16 protein-coding genes are annotated in these 20474 nt (G+C 35.4%); 8 read left to right on the top strand and 8 right to left on the bottom strand.

Annotation, left to right across the window (positions count from 1 at the left end; genetic code table 11):
- Nucleotides 1–54: 54 nt before the first annotated feature.
- A complete protein-coding gene (locus ACMHJ2_RS03405) occupies nucleotides 55–2436 on the bottom strand; it encodes a TonB-dependent receptor domain-containing protein (protein WP_413511556.1) in 2382 nt (793 codons plus the stop codon).
- Nucleotides 2437–2785: 349 nt separating this feature from the next.
- Between ACMHJ2_RS03405 and ACMHJ2_RS03400 the strand changes: the two genes are divergently transcribed.
- A complete protein-coding gene (locus ACMHJ2_RS03400) occupies nucleotides 2786–3097 on the top strand; it encodes a helix-turn-helix domain-containing protein (RefSeq protein ID WP_413511555.1) in 312 nt (103 codons plus the stop codon).
- Between the two features lie 77 nt (nucleotides 3098–3174).
- Here ACMHJ2_RS03400 and ACMHJ2_RS03395 read toward each other — a convergent pair whose 3' ends face one another.
- The 6 genes from ACMHJ2_RS03395 to ACMHJ2_RS03370 form a co-directional block, all read right to left on the bottom strand.
- On the bottom strand, nucleotides 3175–4167 hold the full coding sequence (locus ACMHJ2_RS03395; RefSeq protein WP_413511554.1) for a beta-ketoacyl-ACP synthase III: 993 nt from the start codon (nucleotides 4165–4167) through the stop codon (nucleotides 3175–3177).
- Nucleotides 4168–4325: 158 nt separating this feature from the next.
- Nucleotides 4326–5222, bottom strand: a complete 897-nt coding sequence (locus ACMHJ2_RS03390; RefSeq protein ID WP_413511553.1) for a helix-turn-helix domain-containing protein — start codon at nucleotides 5220–5222, stop codon at nucleotides 4326–4328.
- A 144-nt stretch (nucleotides 5223–5366) separates the two neighbouring features.
- Nucleotides 5367–8528, bottom strand: coding sequence for an efflux RND transporter permease subunit (locus tag ACMHJ2_RS03385; protein ID WP_413511552.1), 3162 nt, complete (start codon nucleotides 8526–8528; stop codon nucleotides 5367–5369).
- Between the two features lie 24 nt (nucleotides 8529–8552).
- Nucleotides 8553–9614: an efflux RND transporter periplasmic adaptor subunit gene (locus ACMHJ2_RS03380; RefSeq protein WP_413511551.1), complete on the bottom strand. Its 1062-nt coding sequence runs from the start codon at nucleotides 9612–9614 to the stop codon at nucleotides 8553–8555.
- Nucleotides 9615–9639: 25 nt separating this feature from the next.
- The gene (locus tag ACMHJ2_RS03375) at nucleotides 9640–10959 is read right to left on the bottom strand and encodes a TolC family protein (protein WP_413511550.1); all 1320 of its coding nucleotides are present in this window, start codon (nucleotides 10957–10959) and stop codon (nucleotides 9640–9642) included.
- The gene (locus tag ACMHJ2_RS03370) at nucleotides 10959–11561 is read right to left on the bottom strand and encodes a TetR/AcrR family transcriptional regulator (protein WP_413511549.1); all 603 of its coding nucleotides are present in this window, start codon (nucleotides 11559–11561) and stop codon (nucleotides 10959–10961) included. The genes ACMHJ2_RS03375 and ACMHJ2_RS03370 overlap by 1 nt, the downstream gene beginning before the upstream one ends.
- Nucleotides 11562–11871: 310 nt before the next feature.
- On the opposite strand from ACMHJ2_RS03370, the gene ACMHJ2_RS03365 reads away from it, so the two are divergent.
- Nucleotides 11872–12849 (top strand): polyprenyl synthetase family protein, encoded by a 978-nt coding sequence (locus ACMHJ2_RS03365; RefSeq protein ID WP_413511548.1) that lies wholly within the window; start codon nucleotides 11872–11874, stop codon nucleotides 12847–12849.
- Nucleotides 12850–12853: 4 nt separating this feature from the next.
- Nucleotides 12854–13198 carry a hypothetical protein gene (locus ACMHJ2_RS03360; protein WP_413511547.1) on the top strand — a complete coding sequence of 115 codons (345 nt, stop codon included), beginning with the start codon at nucleotides 12854–12856 and terminating at the stop codon, nucleotides 13196–13198.
- A 112-nt stretch (nucleotides 13199–13310) separates the two neighbouring features.
- Here ACMHJ2_RS03360 and ACMHJ2_RS03355 read toward each other — a convergent pair whose 3' ends face one another.
- A complete protein-coding gene (locus ACMHJ2_RS03355) occupies nucleotides 13311–13889 on the bottom strand; it encodes a hypothetical protein (RefSeq protein ID WP_413511546.1) in 579 nt (192 codons plus the stop codon).
- A gap of 116 nt (nucleotides 13890–14005) precedes the next feature.
- On the opposite strand from ACMHJ2_RS03355, the gene ACMHJ2_RS03350 reads away from it, so the two are divergent.
- From ACMHJ2_RS03350 to ACMHJ2_RS03330, 5 genes are all read left to right on the top strand, one after another.
- Nucleotides 14006–16777: a 2-oxoglutarate dehydrogenase E1 component gene (locus tag ACMHJ2_RS03350; RefSeq protein WP_413511545.1), complete on the top strand. Its 2772-nt coding sequence runs from the start codon at nucleotides 14006–14008 to the stop codon at nucleotides 16775–16777.
- A 48-nt stretch (nucleotides 16778–16825) separates the two neighbouring features.
- On the top strand, nucleotides 16826–18049 hold the full coding sequence (odhB, locus tag ACMHJ2_RS03345; RefSeq protein ID WP_413511544.1) for a 2-oxoglutarate dehydrogenase complex dihydrolipoyllysine-residue succinyltransferase: 1224 nt from the start codon (nucleotides 16826–16828) through the stop codon (nucleotides 18047–18049).
- Between the two features lie 222 nt (nucleotides 18050–18271).
- Complete coding sequence (locus ACMHJ2_RS03340; protein WP_413511543.1) at nucleotides 18272–18496, top strand: hypothetical protein; 225 nt, start codon at nucleotides 18272–18274, stop codon at nucleotides 18494–18496.
- Between the two features lie 216 nt (nucleotides 18497–18712).
- Nucleotides 18713–19636, top strand: coding sequence for a DnaJ domain-containing protein (locus tag ACMHJ2_RS03335; protein ID WP_413511542.1), 924 nt, complete (start codon nucleotides 18713–18715; stop codon nucleotides 19634–19636).
- A 122-nt stretch (nucleotides 19637–19758) separates the two neighbouring features.
- Nucleotides 19759–20463, top strand: a complete 705-nt coding sequence (locus ACMHJ2_RS03330) for an AAA family ATPase (protein ID WP_413511541.1) — start codon at nucleotides 19759–19761, stop codon at nucleotides 20461–20463.
- Nucleotides 20464–20474: the final 11 nt, after the last annotated feature.

The raw sequence follows: 20474 nt of genomic DNA, 5'->3' as shown, positions 1-20474 counted from the left end.
CCGTTGTAAACCAGTCCAATGCAATAGTTATAAACAAAGTTGTAAACATTAATTTTAATTTCTGTTGATTACATCCTTATTACTTCCTTGGCGTTCTTGTACTTTAATTTTTGAATTGCCGAAGCTATAGCTTAAGCCTAAGGTAAAGTATCGGTTGTCTTGGTACATATTGTATTTTTGTTTTACACCATCAGAAATGGCTTGGGCGCGTAGATTAGAAGTTCTGAATATGTCATTCACATAGGCAGATAGATTCAGTTTTTTGTCTAGCATAGCATATTTGAAACCTAAGTTCAGTCCATACATGGATTTTAATTTCCAATTTCCATTATTTAATTTTGATTGATACCAGAAGTCTACTTGAGCTTGGAAGGTCTTATCAGCATTCAGATGGAGGGTATTATTCGAACTAAAGTAATACCCCATTCCATTGTTTACAGTCAAATCAATCGCTTGAATCAATTGGGAAGAATTGTAGAAAACATTGAATGAGTTTTGTGAATTTAACCAATGCCAAGTATCAAAAATATGGGTAATACCCAGGCTGTAGTTCTCTGTGTCAAAAATATTACCTTGATTCAGTACTTGCATATTCGTGTTGACATCAATAGTGGAGTATTGAGAAGCTAAATCAGTGAGTTTCGAATACGAAGCATTGAAGAATAGCTTGTTTTTAAGCGTATAATTTAAAGTTATGGCATTGACAAACGTGGGTTTTAGATCTGGATTTCCCGTTACGTAATTGTACTCATTCACGTACCATCTAAAAGGATTTAATTGCCAAAAAGTAGGTCTGCTAATGCGTCGGTTTGCACTAAGCGATAGGTTGTTGTCCTCATTTATTTTATAGCTTACATATAGGGTTGGAAATAGTTTGGTATAGTTTGTTTTTTCTGTTGAAGCGTTGGCCAAGGACTCTCCTGTTGTTTGAGTGCTTTCTAAACGCAAGCCAAGTTGTGCTTCCCATTTTTCAGCAAATGATTTCGTAGCACTGACATAAGCAGCTTGTGTATTTTCTTTGTAAATGAAATGATCCGCTTGTCTGATTTCCGAGGCCTGTGTCAAAGCATCGAAATTAGAAGAGTTGGCATTGTTCGTTGTTTTTACGAAACTCACTTTTGCGCCATACGATAAACTAGCAAAAGATAAAGGTTGTTCCATGTCAATTTTGGCACTGTAATTATCAATATTTTGGTCTCCTGTTGTTTGGGAAATTTCAGGGTTGTTAACAAGGTTATCAACAGGGGTCTTTTTTGTGTTGAAAACGCGCGATTTATCTGCGTTGTAAGTAAAGTAATCGACATCTAAATTTAATTTATTCCCCAGGGTATCAAACTTATGCACTAAATTTAAATTGATCGCGTGATTGTTGGTAACTGGATTCGAAAAACCGTTTGTTTCGATGTTTTTAGTCAAGTTATTAACAAGGTTATAAACATCAATTTGACCTTTATCCTTCGTCTTTTGGTTATTTGCACTTCCTCTATATTGAAGGCCGATTTCCGTTTTTGGTGTTGCTTGGTAATTGAACTGAAAACTACCAGAAAAATTGTTGTTTTTGCTTGTTTCTCTATTTATCGTTTTCCATGTTTCAGTTGGATAAAATTGATCCATTTTACCTATTTCTTGATTGTAACCTGTACTCGCATTGAAAGAAGCAGCAAGCGTTATTTTATTTTTACTATAGTTGAATACATCGCTAATTTTCCAGGTTGCTTTATCAGCCGCATCAAAACCAGTAGTAATTTGATTATTCCAAGCGTCGTGTCGGGCTTGTTTCAAAACAATATTAATTAAACCACTGTTTCCACTGGCCTCATATTTAGCGGGTGGCGTACTGATAATTTCAATTTTTTGTATGGTTTCAGAAGGGATTGTATTTAGATACGCAATTAATTCTTCGCCTGATAAGGGAAGCATCTTGTCGTTAATCATGACTTGCATACTACTTTTGCCAATCAGAGAAATCTGGTCTTTATCTACCTTTAATCCAGGCGTGAGTTTCAATAAATCTTTGGCGTTGCTGTTGTTTGCATGAATGGATTGATCGATGTTAAAAACAGTGCGGTCTACTTTGCGCTCAAATAATTTAGGTTTTGTAGAAACCACAATTTCATCTAACACTTTATCCGATTGAATCACAAAAGGAGCTAAGGTGATATCTTGTTCGATAGTCAAATTTGTTTCGTATTGTTTGATTCCTAAATTAGTTACTTGAAGTGAGTACGTCTGGTTGGCAATATTTTGTAGCGAATAATTTCCTTTTTCATCTGTATAGGTGTGTTGAACTAATTCCTCTTTTTGATTTAATAACAAGATTTCTGCAAAGTCAATAGGCTGTTGGTTGGAATCTACAACTGATCCAGAAATTTTAGATTGAGCTAAGCTCAAAAGTGAAAAAGTAAAGCAAAGGATGGTGATTAGTTTTGTTTTCATCTGTAGTTTTATTTGCTAGATAAAAGACGAAAGTTGTGCCAAGAAATTTAAACAATAGTAATGGATTGAATTAGAGGACTTTGTTTTTGTTCTTTTTGTTTAGGCTGTTCGATAATGAACACTAAAAAAACAAAAGTGAACATAAAAAAAACTGCTTTGGGGAAAGCAGTTTTTCGTTAAGCAGATATGAATTTTTGAATTTCAGTTTTCAGTATATTCATTTTAAGCTCGACATTGATTTTGTTGTTTATGTTATCCAAATGTACGATAAAGTTTAATAAAATAGAACTAAAATATAATAAAGTGTTACCTTTGTGTGAGATAATTTATTAAACTACGAGTTTTTATTATGCAAACAACAACACACAAATGTAAAAGTGAATCGGAAAAAATGCGTACCAGAAGAAAAGAATTAGGATTTTCTCAAGAGTATGTCGCAATGAAGTTGAATATTTCTCAAAAGGCTTATTCAGATATCGAAAGCGGGAAAACGAAATTAAAAAATGATGTGCTCAATGAGATCGCGATTATTTTAGAGATTTCACCCTTTAATATCTGTCCAATTGCTTGTGATTGTACTTCAGATTTGCAAACGAAACACGGACAACTTATTGAATATCTAAAGGATAAAGGGGTTGAATTTCCTGAGGATTTAATTTAAGGAATAGCCATTTTTAGGAAAATTAAGATTTAATTCTTTAGCCTAAAAAAAGAGATCTCTTAGTGAGACCTCTTCGTTTATATGTTCCATTTCAATAAGCTTGCACCCCATGAAAAACCTGCTCCAAAGGCAGTTAATAGTAGTAAATCACCTTTTTTGATTTGGTGTTTAAAATCCCAAATACAAAGGGGGATAGTAGCAGCTATTGTATTACCTGAATAGGTAATGTTATTTAAAGCTTTCTCTTCTTCAATACCTAACTCTTTACCTACAGCATCTATAATTCGCTTATTGGCCTGATGAGCCACAAGCCAAGTAACATCATCAACCGTAAGGTTGTTTCTATCCAACAGGGTTTGACAGGTCGAACTCATAGCATTTACGGCATGTTTAAAAACCACTTTGCCATCTTGCTGTAAATAGCGATGATTGGGATTCCAATCTTCAGCATCCGAAGGATATAAGGTACCTCCACCTTTGATGTTTAGATATTCAATTCCCTTGCCGTCACTGACTAATAATGCATCTTGAATTCCTCCTTCTTGAGTGGGTTCAAGCCAAACGACACCAGCACCATCTCCAAATAAAATATTAGTTGATCGATCTTTGCTATCTACGTATGTACTGATTTTATCTGCTCCTACAACAACGACATTTTTATATCGTCCAGTTTCAATTAAGGCAGCACCCATATCTAAGGCGTATAAAAAACCAGAACAGGCCGCATTCATATCAAAAGCCCATACACGAGTTAAGTTCAATTTGTCGCAAACGATATTAGCTGTAGCAGGCATCGGCATATCAGGGGATGAGGTCGCAATAAGGATGACATCAATGTCTTTCATATCCTTTTGATAAGAAGAACACATCTCTTTGATTGCTTCAACCGCCATATCAGAAGTCGCTAGACCTTCTTCTAAAATTCTACGCTCTTTAATTCCCGTTCGCTTCATAATCCATTCGTCAGAAGTATCTGACAAAAGTTCTAAATCAGCATTGGTTCGCTTGTTTGTAGGCAGATAACCCCCAATGGCTGTGATTTGAGCATATTGTTGTTTGTTGTTCAGCATTTTTGTGAGTTTTGCGTCTTATATGCAAATGGTGATTCATTCTGTTTTAAGACAATTCAATCTGAGTAATGGACTCAAATCTCGCTATTTTTAAAGGAATAGCAGTGGTTAAATAAACGGAACAAGTTGTCAAAAAGACGCATTAACTTATTTAAGAATTAATTTGCTAATTTAAATTCACGTGGTGATACGTTTGTATTGTTTTTGAAGAATTTACTAAATAAAGCGACGTCTTGAAAATTAAGCTCAGTCGAGACTTGCGTAATTGTAGTATTGGGATTTTTTAATAAGATTTTCGCCTCTAAAATAATGGTTTCTACAATAATATCTTTCGGTGCTTTGCCAAAAACATCCGTTATAATTTTAGTTAAATGCTTTCGACTAATAAACATATGATCGGCATAAAACTGTACACTTCTTTCTTTTTTGAAATGAGTAGAAACTAACAAAAGAAAGTTTTTTGTTAATTCTTCTTTTCGAAGGGTCTTATTCTCTGTTTTAGCTAAAACATTTTTGTTGTAAAAATGACCTAACTCATACATTAAAATCGAAAAGTGATGTAAAATCAATTGAGCGGAAAATAGATTGTCTTTCGCAAAAACAAGTTTATTTAATCGCTTGAGATGATAATTGATTTCTCTAATTATAAAAGTATTTAAAGTTAATATCTTAGGGTATTGAGAAGAGAAAAACTGAATCAAATTATTTGATTTAAGATGAAATCCCGCATCTAAAAATAATTCCCCACTAGCAAAAAAGGCTTGAACGCTAAAATCATTTGTGTATTGAATAATCTCAAAAAACTGTTGCGGTAAAACAACTAGAATATCATTTTTTTTTACTTTTGTTGGCTCGAGATTGATTTTAATTTCACATTCACCTGCCGTGATGAGAATCAAACCAAAGGAAGCGAACTTATAAGGTTTTCCAATAACGAAATATTGACTGTGTTTAGGGCCAATTTCTACTACTGCTAATCGTTTATCAACAATAATTTTTTCATATCTGCTTAAGATATCTGCGATAGAGTACGATTGTATATAATTATTTTTCACAAGGAGACGACATAGTTAATGGGTATAAAAATAAGAAGTCTAAAAGATAAAAAAGTTGTTTTAGATTAAGAAAAAAAAATAGAGTAGAAATTTTCGTTCTACTCTATGGTCTTTTGTTTTTATTTACTTCAAAAAAGAATCCTGTTAAGGATGATCCACAAAATTTTCATTGGGTTGATAATCCGCTTGCATTTCCGCTTGATAATCTACCTTTTCTTTTTTGCCAAATCGCTGTCCAATTTTGTCAAAAATAGAATAGATGATGGGTACAATAACCAAGGTTAATAGTAAGGAAGACAATAAACCGCCTATAATAACTACAGCTAACCCGTTGTTCATTTCTGCGCCAGCACCATTTGCTAAGGCGATGGGTACCATTCCGATTACCATGGCAATTGTAGTCATTAAAATAGGGCGTAAACGCGCATGATTGGCTGCAATAAGTGCATCGTGGACACTATCACCTGCTTGAACTCTATGGTTGGCAAAGTCCACCAATAAAATAGCATTTTTACACACCAAACCGATCAACATAATAATACCGAGGATTGTAAAGATATTCAAAGAAATATTGGCAATGGCCAAGGCTAATAGAGCTCCAATAAACGATAAGGGTACAGAGAAAATAACGATAAAAGGTTTAGAAAAACTGTCATATAAGGCTACCATTACCAAATAAACCAAGATAATAGCGGCTAATAAGGCAATTCCCAAGGTACCAAAACCTTCTTCTTGATCTTCCATGGTACCTGTCCATTGGTATTTAACGCCTGGTTTTAGTGTTAATTGATTAAATTTAGGAATCCAATCTTCTGCAATAGCACCTGGTGAACGACCAATTGTTTGGGATTTAATCGTAACGGACGGACTCTTATCTCTGCGTTCTAATATCGAAGGACCAGAACTGTAGTTGACAGCTGCGAATTGCTCCAATTTGATGTCTTTCCCTTGTGCGTTTTTAAAGCTTATTTGCTTCACATCCTCAAGGGAGGTTCTCGCATATTCTTGAAAGCGTATATTGATGTCGTATTCATATTCACCCGCTCTATATTTTCCATCGGTATTTCCGTTAAAAGCCGTTTGCATCGTCATCCCTACCGTGTACATATCCAAGCCCAAGGCAGCCATTTTATCGCGGTCAACTTGAACATTAATCTCTGGACTCCCCGTTTCTGTTGTTAACTTAGTTTCCATTGTACCTGGAATTTGATCTAAGAGGGCTTTGGCCTGAATAGCAAAATCCATGGCATCATCTAAATTAGACCCTGTGATGGTTAAGGCTAAAGGGGCTTCTTCTGCACCAATTAAACCTACAGGAACCGTTTTTATTTTAGCTTCTACCAGTAGAGGAGCTAATTCATTTTTTAATTTAGCCGCGTAAACAAACGAACTTTCTTTGCGTTGTTTTTTGTCAGTAAGTATAACGTGAATTTCCGATTTATACTTGGTAGCCTGACTTCCTCCGTATCCTTCCGACGACTGTCCAACGGTTGTAATCATATCTACAATCTCTGGCTTAGTACGCAAAAAGGCTTCTACTTTTTGAGTAACTAGGTTGGTTTGTTGTACCGATGCATCTTTGTCTAATTCTAATTGAACTAAAAATTCTCCTTTATCCGTCTTTGGGAAAAATTCCCCGCCCACATAACCAAAAATTGGAAGGGCAAGAGAGCCCGCAAAAGATAAAGCTACGATAACTAATACAATGACTGTGTTTCTAGTAGAATTTAAAGCCCATACTAATAAACCCGAGATACTATGTGTAAAAGAAGTTAATCCTTTTTCAAATCCATGTAATATCTTTCCAAAGAAGGAATGGGGTTTAATAACTTCAATCTTGCCGTATCTTGAGAATAACCAAGGTACAATAGTGAAAGATACAAGTAACGAAAGCAAAGTTGCAATAATTACAGTCACACAGAATTGTTTAATAATATTGGGAACCAAGCCTGAAGACATCGCAATGGGTAAGAATACCACTACAATCACTAACGTAATAGCAGTTACGGTAAACCCAATTTCTTTGGCTCCATCATAGGAGGCACGTACTTTGTTTTTACCCATTTCCATATGGCGGTGTATATTCTCAATTACAACAATGGCGTCATCCACTAAAATACCAACAACGAGGGACAAGGCTAGTAAACTCAATAAATTTAGAGAATATCCCAGTAAGTAAATACCAATAAAGGTTGCAACTAAGGATAGGGGAATAGCCACCATTACAATAACTGCATTTCTTAAACTGTGTAAGAAAAAGAGCATAACAAAAGCTACTAAAACAATAGCTAAGAACAAGTCAAACATTACAGCATTAGCCGCTTCCAGGGTGAATTCAGAAGAGTCATTCGCTGTATTTATTTGTAAATCGATATCCGCATAGTTTTTTTCAACTTCAGCAATGGATTTTTGCGTTAATTCACTTACCGATACCGCATTGGCATCCGACTGTTTAATTACCTGCATTAAAATCGTGGATTGTTGATTTAAACGCGCAATTTTTTCAACTTCTTTAATGCCATCCTGCACATCTGCAATATCACTTAAGCGAATATCAATACCCTCTTGAGAAGCGATTACTAGGTTTCTCATCTCCTCAATATCCTTATATTTTCCAGCTAAGCGAATCAGGGTTTGTTTGGCTTCCGATTTTACACTACCGGTTGGGAAATCTAGATTGGAGCTTAAAATAGCTTGTTGAACCATAGGAACACTTAGTCCATAGGCTTCAATTTTTTTAGGATCCAATAAAACCTGAATTTCTCTTTCTTCTCCTCCAATTAAATCCACCTTAGCAACACCCGCTACCCGAGAGAAGATAGGTTGAATCTTTTTGTCTAATAAATCGTACAACTCCTTTTCGGTTAATTTACTAGTCACACTCAAGGTCATAATAGGTAAATCACTCAAGGAATATTTTTGTAAAGAGGGGGGATCTACATCTTTAGGTAAATCTTTTAAGATGGCATTGATTTTTCGTTGCGCATCATTTAAGGATAAGTCGACATTCGCCTCTGAGGTCAAGTAAATCATAACGGTTGATAAACTCTCAAAAGACAGCGCTTCTACTTTTTTTACATTTTCTAGAGAAGCTACAGCATCTTCTATCTTTTTAGTCACCGTGTTTTCAATCTCTGAAGGGGATGCTCCAGGATATACAGTGGCAACTGTGATAACATTAACTTCAAACTTTGGAATAAGTTCATAGTTAAGGTTCTTATAACTAAATATACCTCCAAGTACTAACGCTATAAATAAAACGATAATTATACTTGGACGTTTGATTGATATTTCGGCTATTTTCATACGTCAATCCCTTATTTTAGGAGGTTATTTACTAATGGATACTGGAGCTTGGTCTGTGAGGTTGATTTGTCCAGAAGTGATAACTACATCACCTTCTTTTAATCCTTCTAGGATTTCAACAAAATCACCTAAGTTTCTACCTGCTACAACTGGAGTGGCAACGGCTTTATTATCGATAATTCGATATACTAAATTAGAACTAACACTTCCCACAAAAGCATTGCGGGACACAATTAAAAGAGGAATATCTTGATTTTTATCTGCCTTAAAATAAACAGAACCGTACATACCAGCACGCAACTTATTGTCTTTGTTATTGGTAAGTAATAAATCTACAGGATAGTTTAGTGCGGCGTCCGCTTTGGGAGCAATAAAAGTTACTTTACCTTCAAAGGTATCGTTTGGAAATACACTGGCTTGAATGTTGAGGATATCCCCTTCTTTTAAGTTGGCTACATGGCTTTCATCGATATTTACTCTCAATTTTAGCTGGTTGACATTGACCAAGTCGAAAATAGGCGCTCCAGGGGCTACAAAACTTCCTTGTTCCACGTGTTTTTTGTTGATGATTCCGTCAATAGGCGCTTTTATATGTGCATCTCCAGCGGTAATTTGTGCAGATTTTAGATTTGCTTCTGCATTTTGTACCATCAATTTAACTTGATCGAGTTGTTGTTTAGTTACTCCTCCTGTAGTAAAAGCACTCTCAAAACGAGCAGCATCCGCTTTTGCAGTTGCATAAGCCGCTTCTGCGTTGCGAACCTGTACATTGATTTGATCACTATTAACCAAAGCTAAAATTTGACCTTTTCGTACTTTTGCTCCTTCATCTACCATTAATTTTGCCACGCGACCCGCAGTTTCTGCAGCAATTGTCACCTCTTGATAAGGTACAAAGTTTCCATTGGCTTTGTAACTCGTATCCACTACTTCTACCTTCGCTTGTTCTGCACGTACGGAGATCGTTGCACTTTGTTCGGCTACAATAGCTGTTTCTTCTTCGTTTTTACTTTTGTTTTTATTTAGTATGTAGATAGTCCCTCCTAGTAATACAACAAAGACTAAGGCTGTAATTATTTTTTTCATAATGAGTTTGGATTAGATACGAAAATTAATCGAGTAAGGTTTTTAATTCTCCTTGGGATTTGATGATTTGTATTTCAGCTAGTTTGAAATCTAACATTGAAGTTGTATAGTTATTTTCAGCCTCCGTATACGCGTTTTCAGCATTTAATAAATCAGTCAAAGAAGCTAAACCATGTTTGTAATTGTTTTGCATATTGGTCAATATACTTTTAGCTAAATCGACATTTTCTTTCTGTATGTTGATGGTAATTAAGGCATTTTCAATGGATTTTTGGGCATTGGTAAAGTCTAAATGCAAGGCTTGTTTAGTATCTGTAATCTGAACGTCAAGTTTCTTTAAATCTACTTTTGCTTGTCTTACCTTCGCTTTGGTTTCGAATCCATTAAAGATTGGCACTTTTAAGGAGATGCCAACAGCAGAAGCACTCGTCCAAAATACCCCTTCACTGGGTTTACCACCCCACGGTAATTTATCGCCCATTCCTTGATAGCCAAATGTACCAAATGCCGCAAGCGACGGGTAGTAATCCGCTTGAATCGATTTGAGTTTATAGGCTAACAGTTCTTTTTGCTTTTCTAATAAGTGAATTTCTGTTCGAGCATCAACCTTATTATCTACCAAAAGAACACTTTCATCAATAGCAAAAGTATTGTCAGGTAAAAGGATAGGGGTATTGAGATCCATTCCCATGAAAAACTTTAAAGCATTTTCTTGTAAGTCAATCGCATTGACAACCTGCTGTCTATTTGCTTTTAAATTGCTTACGCTTACTTTAGTTCGGTCTAGATCAATTTGAGTTGCCAATCCATTAGCGTGTAAATCTTCAATGATTTTTTTTATGCGAGTGGTGCTGTTAATGGTTGTTTCCAAAGTCAGTAACATCGCTTTCGCTTGAAATACTTGGTAATACGTAGAGGCTACTTTTTCAATAATTTGCTCATCCGTTAACTCTTTGTTGATGACATAGAATGCTTTAGCTGAACGCGCCGCTTTCAGTCCCATAAAAACCGCTTGGTTAAATAAAACCTGGGAAGCGGTGGCCGTTACCTGAGAGTTCCATTTTAGATTAAAAGGAATCATTTGTGTATGTCCTTCCAAAGTAAGAGGCATCTCTTGGATCTTTATATTATTTGCTAGATTAGCCTCAATATTAAGATGAGGGAGAGCATTTGATTTCACTTCTTGAATTTGATACTCGCTATTTTCAATATCTAATGCGGCTTGTTTAGCTTCGGCTTTGTGTTCAAGTGCATAAGTAAGCGCATCTTTTAGTGTTAGAGGCGCTTGAGCGAACAGGCTTGTGGAAAGTAAAAGACTGCTGAGGGTTACTAAAATCCTATTCATTATTTGCTTTTCTCTTTTAATTCTAAAAATTGTTTGAGCCCTTTTTCGGTGGCAATGCTTCGTATCTGATGATCTAGATGCAAATCGTGTAGTTGATAATGGGTATATTCTTCGGGTTCAAAGTAGTCTTGATCATCAATAAGTATGATTGACGCAATGTGCAAACGCGCGGTAAATTCCACATCTAAGTTTGGGCGATAAACCCCTTCTTTAATTCCTTTTTCAAGATTGCGTTCTAGAATCCCAACAAATTTTTTCTTGTGAAAAATTTTCTGCTTTTGAGATATTTTAGGATAATACTTGTTGAGCTGATACAAACATACCGATGACTCAATGTCAAAAACTTCGTTCATGTTGTTGTGTGCTTGAATAATTTCCGCTAAGGCTGGTTTATTTTGAGCAATGACAGCTTCTATGGATTTTAGGAACTTCTCGTTGATATAGAGTAAGCATTTCTCAATAAGCTCGGGTTTAGAACTATAATGTTGATAAATTGTTTTTTTGGATATAGACAGTTCTGCGGCTATATCGTCCATTGTTATGCTTTTAAATCCTTGAGATAAAAACAAATGAGCTGCTTTTTCTAATATTAAAGTTTCCATGTATCTCCTTTTTGATGCGCAAATATAACAAGGGAACTTATTTAGTTTTAAAGTTTCTGTTTAATTATGAAAACTTTAACTCGATTAAAAGTTTCCTTAAAATTAGTTGGATATCCTACAATTTGTGAATATTTGAGCATTCGCTTGCTTTGAAGTGGAAGGAATAAGAGAAATGGCGCTGTGTTTTTCAAGAAAACGAATGGATAACTGATCTATTTTTAAGATATTTGTGTAGTTAAAAGGTAGAAGTATACAGAGAAACGAAAAATCCTTAAAAAACGCGTATTTTTACCAAAATATTTTTCTGAGCATGCAATCAATAGCAAAATACAAAGAACAGATAGCTGCCTATCTTGGTTCAATTATGTTAGACGGTCAACCGAAAGAACTTTACGATCCAGTAGCGTATATTCTCTCTTTAGGAGGAAAGCAAATTAGGCCGGTTTTAACGTTAATGGCAGCTGATATTTTCAATGAAGATCCCAAAAAAGCAATCTACGCTGCAACAGCTATTGAATTGTTTCACAATTTTTCTTTGATGCATGATGATATTATGGATGATGCGCCATTGCGTAGAGGACATCAAACGGTTCACGAAAAGTGGGATATTAATACAGCTATTCTTTCGGGTGATGCTATGTTGATTTTAGCCTATCAGTATTTTGAAAATTACGAACCTATTATTTTCAGAGATTTGGCGAAGTTGTTTAGTAAAACAGCGATTCAAGTTTGTGAAGGACAGCAATACGATATTTGTTTTGAACAACGTTCCGATGTGAAAATTGAGGAATATGTCAAAATGATTGAGTATAAAACGGCAGTTTTAGTAGCGGCAGCTTTAAAAATGGGTGCTATCGTTGCGCAAACAACAGAAGAAAATGCCAACCAGATTTACAATTTTGGATTAAATCTAGGCATTGCGTTTCAATTGTTAGATGATCATCTAGATGCTTTCGGAGACGAAGCTACTTTTGGAAAGCGAATTGGTGGAGATATCTTAGAAAATAAAAAGACTTTTTTATACCTCAATGCATTAGAAAAAGCAAATCCACTGCAAAAGGAGGAATTGCAAGCTTTTTATGCTACGGTACTTTGTGCCGATGAAGTGCATAAAATAGAACGCGTGAAACAATTATTTATCGAAACAGGTTCGCAACTCGCTTCATTGCAATTAATTGAAAAATATACAGAAGAAGCCTTGGCAATCGTAGCTGTGTTAGCCATAGGTGAAGATAAAAAAGAACTTCTTCGCATTTTTAGTAAAGAATTAATGAATAGACAAATGTAATACGATGGAAACAGCAGTAACTTACCTTGAAGATCAATTAAAAGAACAACAAAACTTGTTTGAACTATTGGTACAACAAGTAGAGCGAGATTTTAGGTTAAGTGTAGATGAGGCTATTGCATTTGATGCTTCAACTCCACTCGAAATTGTTCAACAAATTCAAGGGATATTGGAGCGAATAGCAACGATTAGTCCAGCTAAATTATCTACCTTATTATACCGCATTGATGTGGCAGAAAAGGATATTCGCGCTTTAGAAGAAGGCGATGTCTTTACTTACTTTCAGCAATTGACGTACCTTATAGTTAAACGAGAGTTTCAAAAAGTGTATTTTAGAAGTACACTATAAAGACAGGTCGAAATAAAAAGAGAACTTTTAAATAGTGAAATAAAAGCAAAAAAAGAGCCGATTTGTGTAATCGGCTCTTTTTTTGTACCTTATGAGGTAGCAACTATCTTTTTTAAAAGTATATACGAATAAACGGCATAAAAGCACTGCCATACACCATATCTTTTTCTTTGTAAAGCACATTGTAGCGAATTCCAACCGTAGCAGGTCCGCTACTGTAACCCACTCCTAAAAATAGAGCCGTATTCCAGAAATTAGCATCTAGTTTTTGTAAATTCTCTTTATAGGTATAGGTATTGTTTACGCGCAATTGCTCTAATTCGGCAGAAAGTTGCAACTGAGGAATAGGATTGGAGAGTACGATTAGGCTTCCGCCATAAATCCAAGACTGATATTCTTTGACACTACTATAGTAAAAAGAGCGATTTTTACTGTTGATATAACTCCCTTGAAGCCCAACACCAACATTAAGATATTGATTTACTTCATATAAGGCACTTGGAGCTAGCATAACGTCCGTATAACCGCTGCCAAAGCCCAATCCAAAGCCCCCTCCGAAGCGCCATTTTTTGACAGAATCGTAATTTTTGAGGCTATTTTGGTTTTGTTGTGCAAAAAGTGAAAAATTGGACACTAAAAAAAACGAAAAAATGAATAAAATGCTCATTTCTTTGACATAAAATCTTCTCATGGCTGTTTTGTGAAATTGTTGTGAGATAAAAATAAGAAAAAGTTTATACTTTTGTAATCAAAGAGTTGTATTTTTGTATATATAATATTTAATCAATAGGTCTTTAGACGAAAATTATGGATAGATTTTCCTTTTTAAACGCGGCACACACTGCATTTTTTGCAGATTTGTATGATCAATATTTAGAAAATCCAGATAGCGTAGAACCAAGTTGGAGAGCCTTTTTTCAAGGTTTCGATTTTGCAAATAAATATCATGATAGTTCAGCACAGCAAATTACTTATTCCCCTTCATCAACAAGTAGCTCAAATACTAATAATTCGGTAGATACAAGCCAGATTTCAAAAGAATTAGCTGTACTTAAATTAATTGATGGATATAGAACCTATGGACATTTATTGACTAAAACCAATCCGCTTAGAGAAAGAAGAGTTGTTCATCCAGATTTAAGTATAGAAAAATTCGGTTTATCCGCTGCAGATTTAACTACAAAGTTTGAGGCAGCAAAAACAATTCAATTACCTACTTCGTCTTTAGCACAAATTATTGCGCAATTAGAAAAAATATACTGTGCAACTTTAGGAATTGAATTCAAATATATTACAGACGAAAAAGAAGTGAATTGGATCCAAGATCACTTCGAAATCCCAGAAGCAAAATTCGATTCAGAAGAGAAAAAAGAAATCTTACACAAGTTAATTGAGGCCGTTTCTTTTGAAAACTTTTTGAATACAAAATATGTAGGTCAAAAGCGTTTCTCTTTAGAAGGATTAGAAGCTGCTATTCCTGCGATGGAATTCTTAATTGAATCTGCAGCCGCAAAAGGCGTTGAGGAAATTGTAGTTGGTATGTCACACCGTGGACGTTTGAATGTTTTAGCAAACGTATTCAAAAAACCAACCCAAGAAATTTTCTCCGAATTTGATGGAAAAGATTACGATACAGTAGAAGGATTCGATGGAGATGTAAAATATCACTTAGGATTGAGTTCTATGCGTAAAACGCGCTCAGGAAAAGATATCCATGTAAACTTAGCACCCAACCCTTCTCACTTAGAAACAGTTGGTGCCGTGATTGAAGGTATCGCCAGAGCAAAACAAGATACGGTATTTACAAATAACCCTTCTAAAGTATTGCCGATTGCTTTACACGGAGATGCAGCTATTTCAGGACAAGGAATTGTGTATGAAATCGTACAGATGGCCCAGTTAAGAGGGTATAAAACGGAAGGTACAATCCACGTGGTATTAAACAACCAAGTTGGATTTACAACAAACTTTACCGATGGACGTTCATCTACTTATTCAACGGATATTGCGAAGGTTACAGCATCACCTGTATTGCATGTTAATGCAGATGATACCGAAGCAGCAGTTAGAGCTTTCTTATTCGCTTTAGAATACCGTATGACTTTCGGAAGAGATGTATTTATTGATTTGGTAGGATACCGTAAATATGGACATAATGAAGGGGATGAACCAAAATTCACCCAACCTCTTTTATATAAATTAATTGCAAAGCATCCAAATGCTAGAAATATCTATAATGCAAGATTATTAGATGATAAAATTGTCGATGAAAGTTTTGTAAAAGACTTAGAACAACAATATAAAGATGTATTAGAACAAGATTTACAAATTTCACGTGAAAATGAATTTGCTAAAATCAGAACGTTCATGCAAGAAAACTGGAAAAATTTCAAAACAGTAGATGAACAGGCTATGGTTGTTGACTATGATACTAAAGTATCTAAGCAAGTATTGACTGATATTGCCGAAGTCATCACGCAACTTCCAGAAGATAAAAAATTTATTAGCAAAGTAAAAAGACTTATCGGAGACCGCAAAACCATGTATTTCGAAAGTGATAAGTTGGATTGGGCTATGGGAGAACTATTAGCCTACGGATCTTTACTTTCAGAAGGCTATGATGTTCGTATGTCTGGACAAGATGTTGAACGCGGTACGTTTTCTCACCGTCATGCTGTTGTTAAAACAGAAGATACGGAAGAGTCAATCATCCTATTAAATCAATTGAAAAATCAAAAAGGACAAATGAGAATATTTAATTCTCACTTGTCAGAATATGCCGTGTTAGGCTTTGAGTATGGCTATGCCTTGACGAACCCAAACACCTTGACGATTTGGGAAGCACAGTTTGGAGATTTCTCTAATGGAGCTCAAATCATGATGGATCAATATATCTCTGCGGCAGAAGATAAATGGAACAGCCAAAATGGGTTAGTTATGCTATTGCCTCATGGCTATGAAAACCAAGGAGCAGAGCACTCTTCCGCTCGTTTAGAACGCTATTTACAACTGTGTTCAGAACACAATATGTTTGTAGCAAACTGTACAACACCTGCCAATTTCTTCCATTTAATGCGAAGACAAATGGTAACGGATTTCCGTAAACCATTAATTGTAATGTCGCCGAAGAGTTTGTTGAGACATCCTTTAGCTACTTCTACAATCAGCGATTTAACAGAAGGTAAATTCCAATATGTAATTGACGATGCAAACGTAGACAAGGCAAAAGTGAAATCATTGGTATTTGTTTCTGGTAAATTCTACTACGATTTGATTGCTAAAAGAGAAGAATTAGGTAGAGAGGATATCGCTTTTGTGCGTTTAGAGCAATTGTTTCCTTTGCCAGTAGAACAAATTAAAGCAGTAATCGCTTCTTATCCAAATGCAGAGGATTACGTTTGGGCACAAGAAGAGCCTAAAAACATGGGCGCTTATAGCTATATGTTGATGAACTTTGAAGAAAAACCATTGCGTTATGCTGGAAATAAAGCGTATAGCGCACCAGCTTCTGGAAGTTCAACGCGTTCTAAAAAGCGTTTTGCCTATGCAGTTGATAAAGTTTTTAATAAGAACTTATAATAAAAAAAGAGTATTTTTACATAACAATATTTAATTAAAGAATATACGATGAGCATCTTAGAAATGAAAGTTCCTTCTCCAGGTGAATCAATTACAGAGGTTGAAATTGCTACTTGGTTGGTAAAAGATGGAGACTATGTTGAAAAAGACCAAGCAATTGCTGAGGTTGATTCAGATAAAGCAACATTAGAATTGCCTGCAGAAGCAAGTGGAATTATTACTTTAAAAGCTGAAGAGGGTGACGCAGTGGCTGTAGGTCAAGTAGTTTGTCTAATCGACACAAGTGCTGCAAAACCAGCAGGAGGTTCTTCTACAGAAGCGAAACCAGCAGCTGAGGCTCCAAAAACAGAAGCACCAAAAGCAGAACCAGTACAAGCACCTGCAAAGACTACGTATGCAACAGGTACAGCTTCTCCAGCAGCTAAGAAGATACTTGATGAGAAAAATATTGATGCTGCTACCGTTTCTGGAACAGGAAAAGAAGGCAGAATCACGAAAGAAGATGCTTTAAACGCGAAACATTCAATGGGTACTCCTTCTGGAGGATCAAGAGGAGAAGAACGCAAAAAAATGTCTATGTTACGTCGTAAAGTAGCAGAACGTTTGGTAGAAGCTAAAAATACAACCGCCATGTTAACGACGTTCAACGAAGTAAACTTGACGAATGTAAACAAATTGAGAAGTGAATATAAAGATGCATTCAAGGCAAAACACGGCGTTGGTTTAGGTTTTATGTCTTTCTTTACAAAAGCAGTTACAAGAGCTTTAGAATTGTATCCAGATGTTAACTCAATGATTGATGGACAAGAGCAAATTCAATATGACTTCTGTGATGTTTCTATTGCCGTATCGGGACCAAAAGGACTAATGGTACCGGTTGTTCGCAGCGCTGAATTATTATCGTTCCGTGGAGTTGAAGCTGAAATTAAACGCTTGGCTACAAGAGCACGTGATGGACAAATTACAGTGGATGAGATGACAGGAGGAACTTTTACAATCACCAATGGTGGTGTATTTGGATCGATGTTATCAACACCAATTATCAATCCTCCGCAATCTGGAATTTTAGGAATGCACAATATCATTGAGCGCCCAATTGCAGTAAATGGAAAAGTTGAAATTCACCCAATGATGTACGTGGCTTTGTCTTATGACCACCGTATTATCGATGGACGTGAATCAGTAGGATTCTTAGTCGCAGTAAAAGAGGCTTTAGAAAATCCAACCGAATTATTGATGGACAATAATCCTAAAAAAGCGTTAGAACTTTAGTAGGGGGTCCCTTTAAATATACAAACGACAACTATAATTAGTTGTCGTTTTTTTTTGGAATAACCAAAATGTACAAGAATATGCAAGAAGGAATTGCTAGATATTGGGGCTGCAATAAACCTTGTTTTTGAACGCTAAGATTAATTGTCTTTTAGTTTTTAGAAGAAGAGATAGGAAGCGTGATTTTATTGTATCTTTGTACGTTACAAATAAGAATATACGATGTCGAAAGAAACGAAAAAAGGAATATTTAAAGGGATAATTGAGAAAGATGAACAAGGAAATTATTTTTGCGGTCCATATTTACTCGATTATCAATATACAGAAGCTCAATTTAAATTGGGTGATCTAATTAGTATTAAAACGATAATTGCCAATCCAAGTGGAAAGAGCAATGTTGCTTATCCAATGAAATCAATGAAATTTTTCTTAGCTGGAGAAGAATAGGTTGCATTAAGCAATACGATATTTATAAAGGTATGATGTATATAGTCATACCTTTTTTTATGGAATAAGTAGAAAGAGAAACGGATAAAAAAGAAGGAGGGGGATTTTTTTGTCATTGTACTTATTTGAGTAAATTGCCTTTTTCTTGAAATAGAACTTAGTGAATATTTGAGTTTGTAACAAGAAGAAAGGTTTGTATTTAATTCGCAAGTGTGTATGCGCAGCTATTATGTTATTTTAGAAATCGATAAAACCGCTACTTCTAGCGAAATCAAACAAGCTTTTAGACGGTTGTCTAAGCGCTATCATCCCGATATGAATCAGGGAGATACGACACATCAAAATAAGCTTTTTGAAGTGATTAAAGCCTATGAAATTCTAGGAGATGAAAAGGGGAGAAAAGCCTATGATTTAACTTTATTTCAGTCTACATCTTCTTCTAGTTATACCACTTCCAGTGAAACAAAAACAGCACAGCAAAAACAAGCGGAAGCAACCTATTATAACCCTATTGTTGTGAGTTTTTCATGTAATCAAACCTATTTTTTTGTTGGGGATATCATCGAAATTACATGGGAATGTGAGAATGCGGATGTTATTCGGATTCACCCGCTGGGTTATATGGATGAGTTAAAGGGAAAAATTGTTTATCGCGTAAAAGAGATGCGCGCGGCTCATCTTTTTTTTGAATTAACGGCAACCAATAACTATAGTTCCTATCAAGTAAAGAAAACCATTAAGCTCGATAATGGTGTCAATAAAAAATTTACCGAAGTTAATTTAAAAGATAAAGCGAATTATGCTAGCCCACAGGCATGGCTTGCTGGTTTTTTGGCACCCATTGGCAGAAGCTCGAGAAAGGATTATGCAATTCGACTGGCGATTTTGGGATTTGTATTTTTATGTGCCTATCTCTATCAGCCGCATTTTGAGCTTGAGGGAAATTACTCTTTTATCTGTACCGCACTTATTTATGTAGCTATTATTGCTTCTGCCCGACGATTACACGATGTAAATTGGCATGGACTGTTTTCGCTACTTTTATTGATTCCTATTTTGAATTTGGCGCTGGTAGTGATACTCTTGTGCTTAAGAGGTGCAGAATTACCCAATAAATATGGTCGTAAACCTAAATTTTAGTTTACTGAAATAGGTTTAAATAAGGATTACTATTTCTGGCACTTTTTAATTTGAGTCATGAGAACGCAACGTTTTTTTTAGCTTATATTTGTACTTAATAATGTTCAAATCCTAATTTTGAGATGAGTTCTTTGTATTATATCGATCGATCGAATACTAGCTTAGAAGATGTAATGTTTACTGAAGTAGTAGAACGGGAAATCGAAGCATTCTTGAAGGAATATAAGTATCGCGAGATACTAACTAAATACAACCTTCCTGTCAGTAATAAGATTTTGTTATATGGCAAAACGGGTTGTGGTAAAACGATGACTGCTAAAGCAATTGCCAAACAGTTGGATAAGAAACTTATCATTGTTAATCTGGCTACTATTGTCTCGTCTAAGCTGGGTGAAACGGCCAAAAATATCGAAAGTTTATTTAAGGAAATCCAATACGAAAGTGCGGTTCTCTTTTTTGATGAATTTGATTCTTTGGGTCAAATTCGCGATTATGACAATAAGGACAATAGTGAGATGAAACGGGTTGTTAATGCTATTTTACAGTTAATCGATAATTTTCCTCAAAAATCAATTTTAATAGCTGCAACCAATCAAATTCAGATGATTGATGAGGCTTTGGTTCGCCGGTTTGAGCTAAAGTTAGAATATACAGCACCTGTAAAACAAGCCCTGGATTTGTATTACGATAGAATGCTAGCTGTTTATCCTTCAGAATATGCAGATGTAGAACGATTATATGCTATTTCTTATGCAGAAGCTAAAAATCATATCTATCGTTCTGTTAAGAGTAATATTATAGCAAGTCAAATCAATTCAGAAAAGTAGTAAAGTAATTA

The organism is Myroides odoratus (genome assembly GCF_965118575.1).
GTDB lineage: Bacteria > Bacteroidota > Bacteroidia > Flavobacteriales > Flavobacteriaceae > Flavobacterium > Flavobacterium odoratum_B.
The sequence above is the reverse complement of the archived record's forward strand: the minus strand, read 5'-3'. Positions and strand labels throughout refer to the sequence as shown.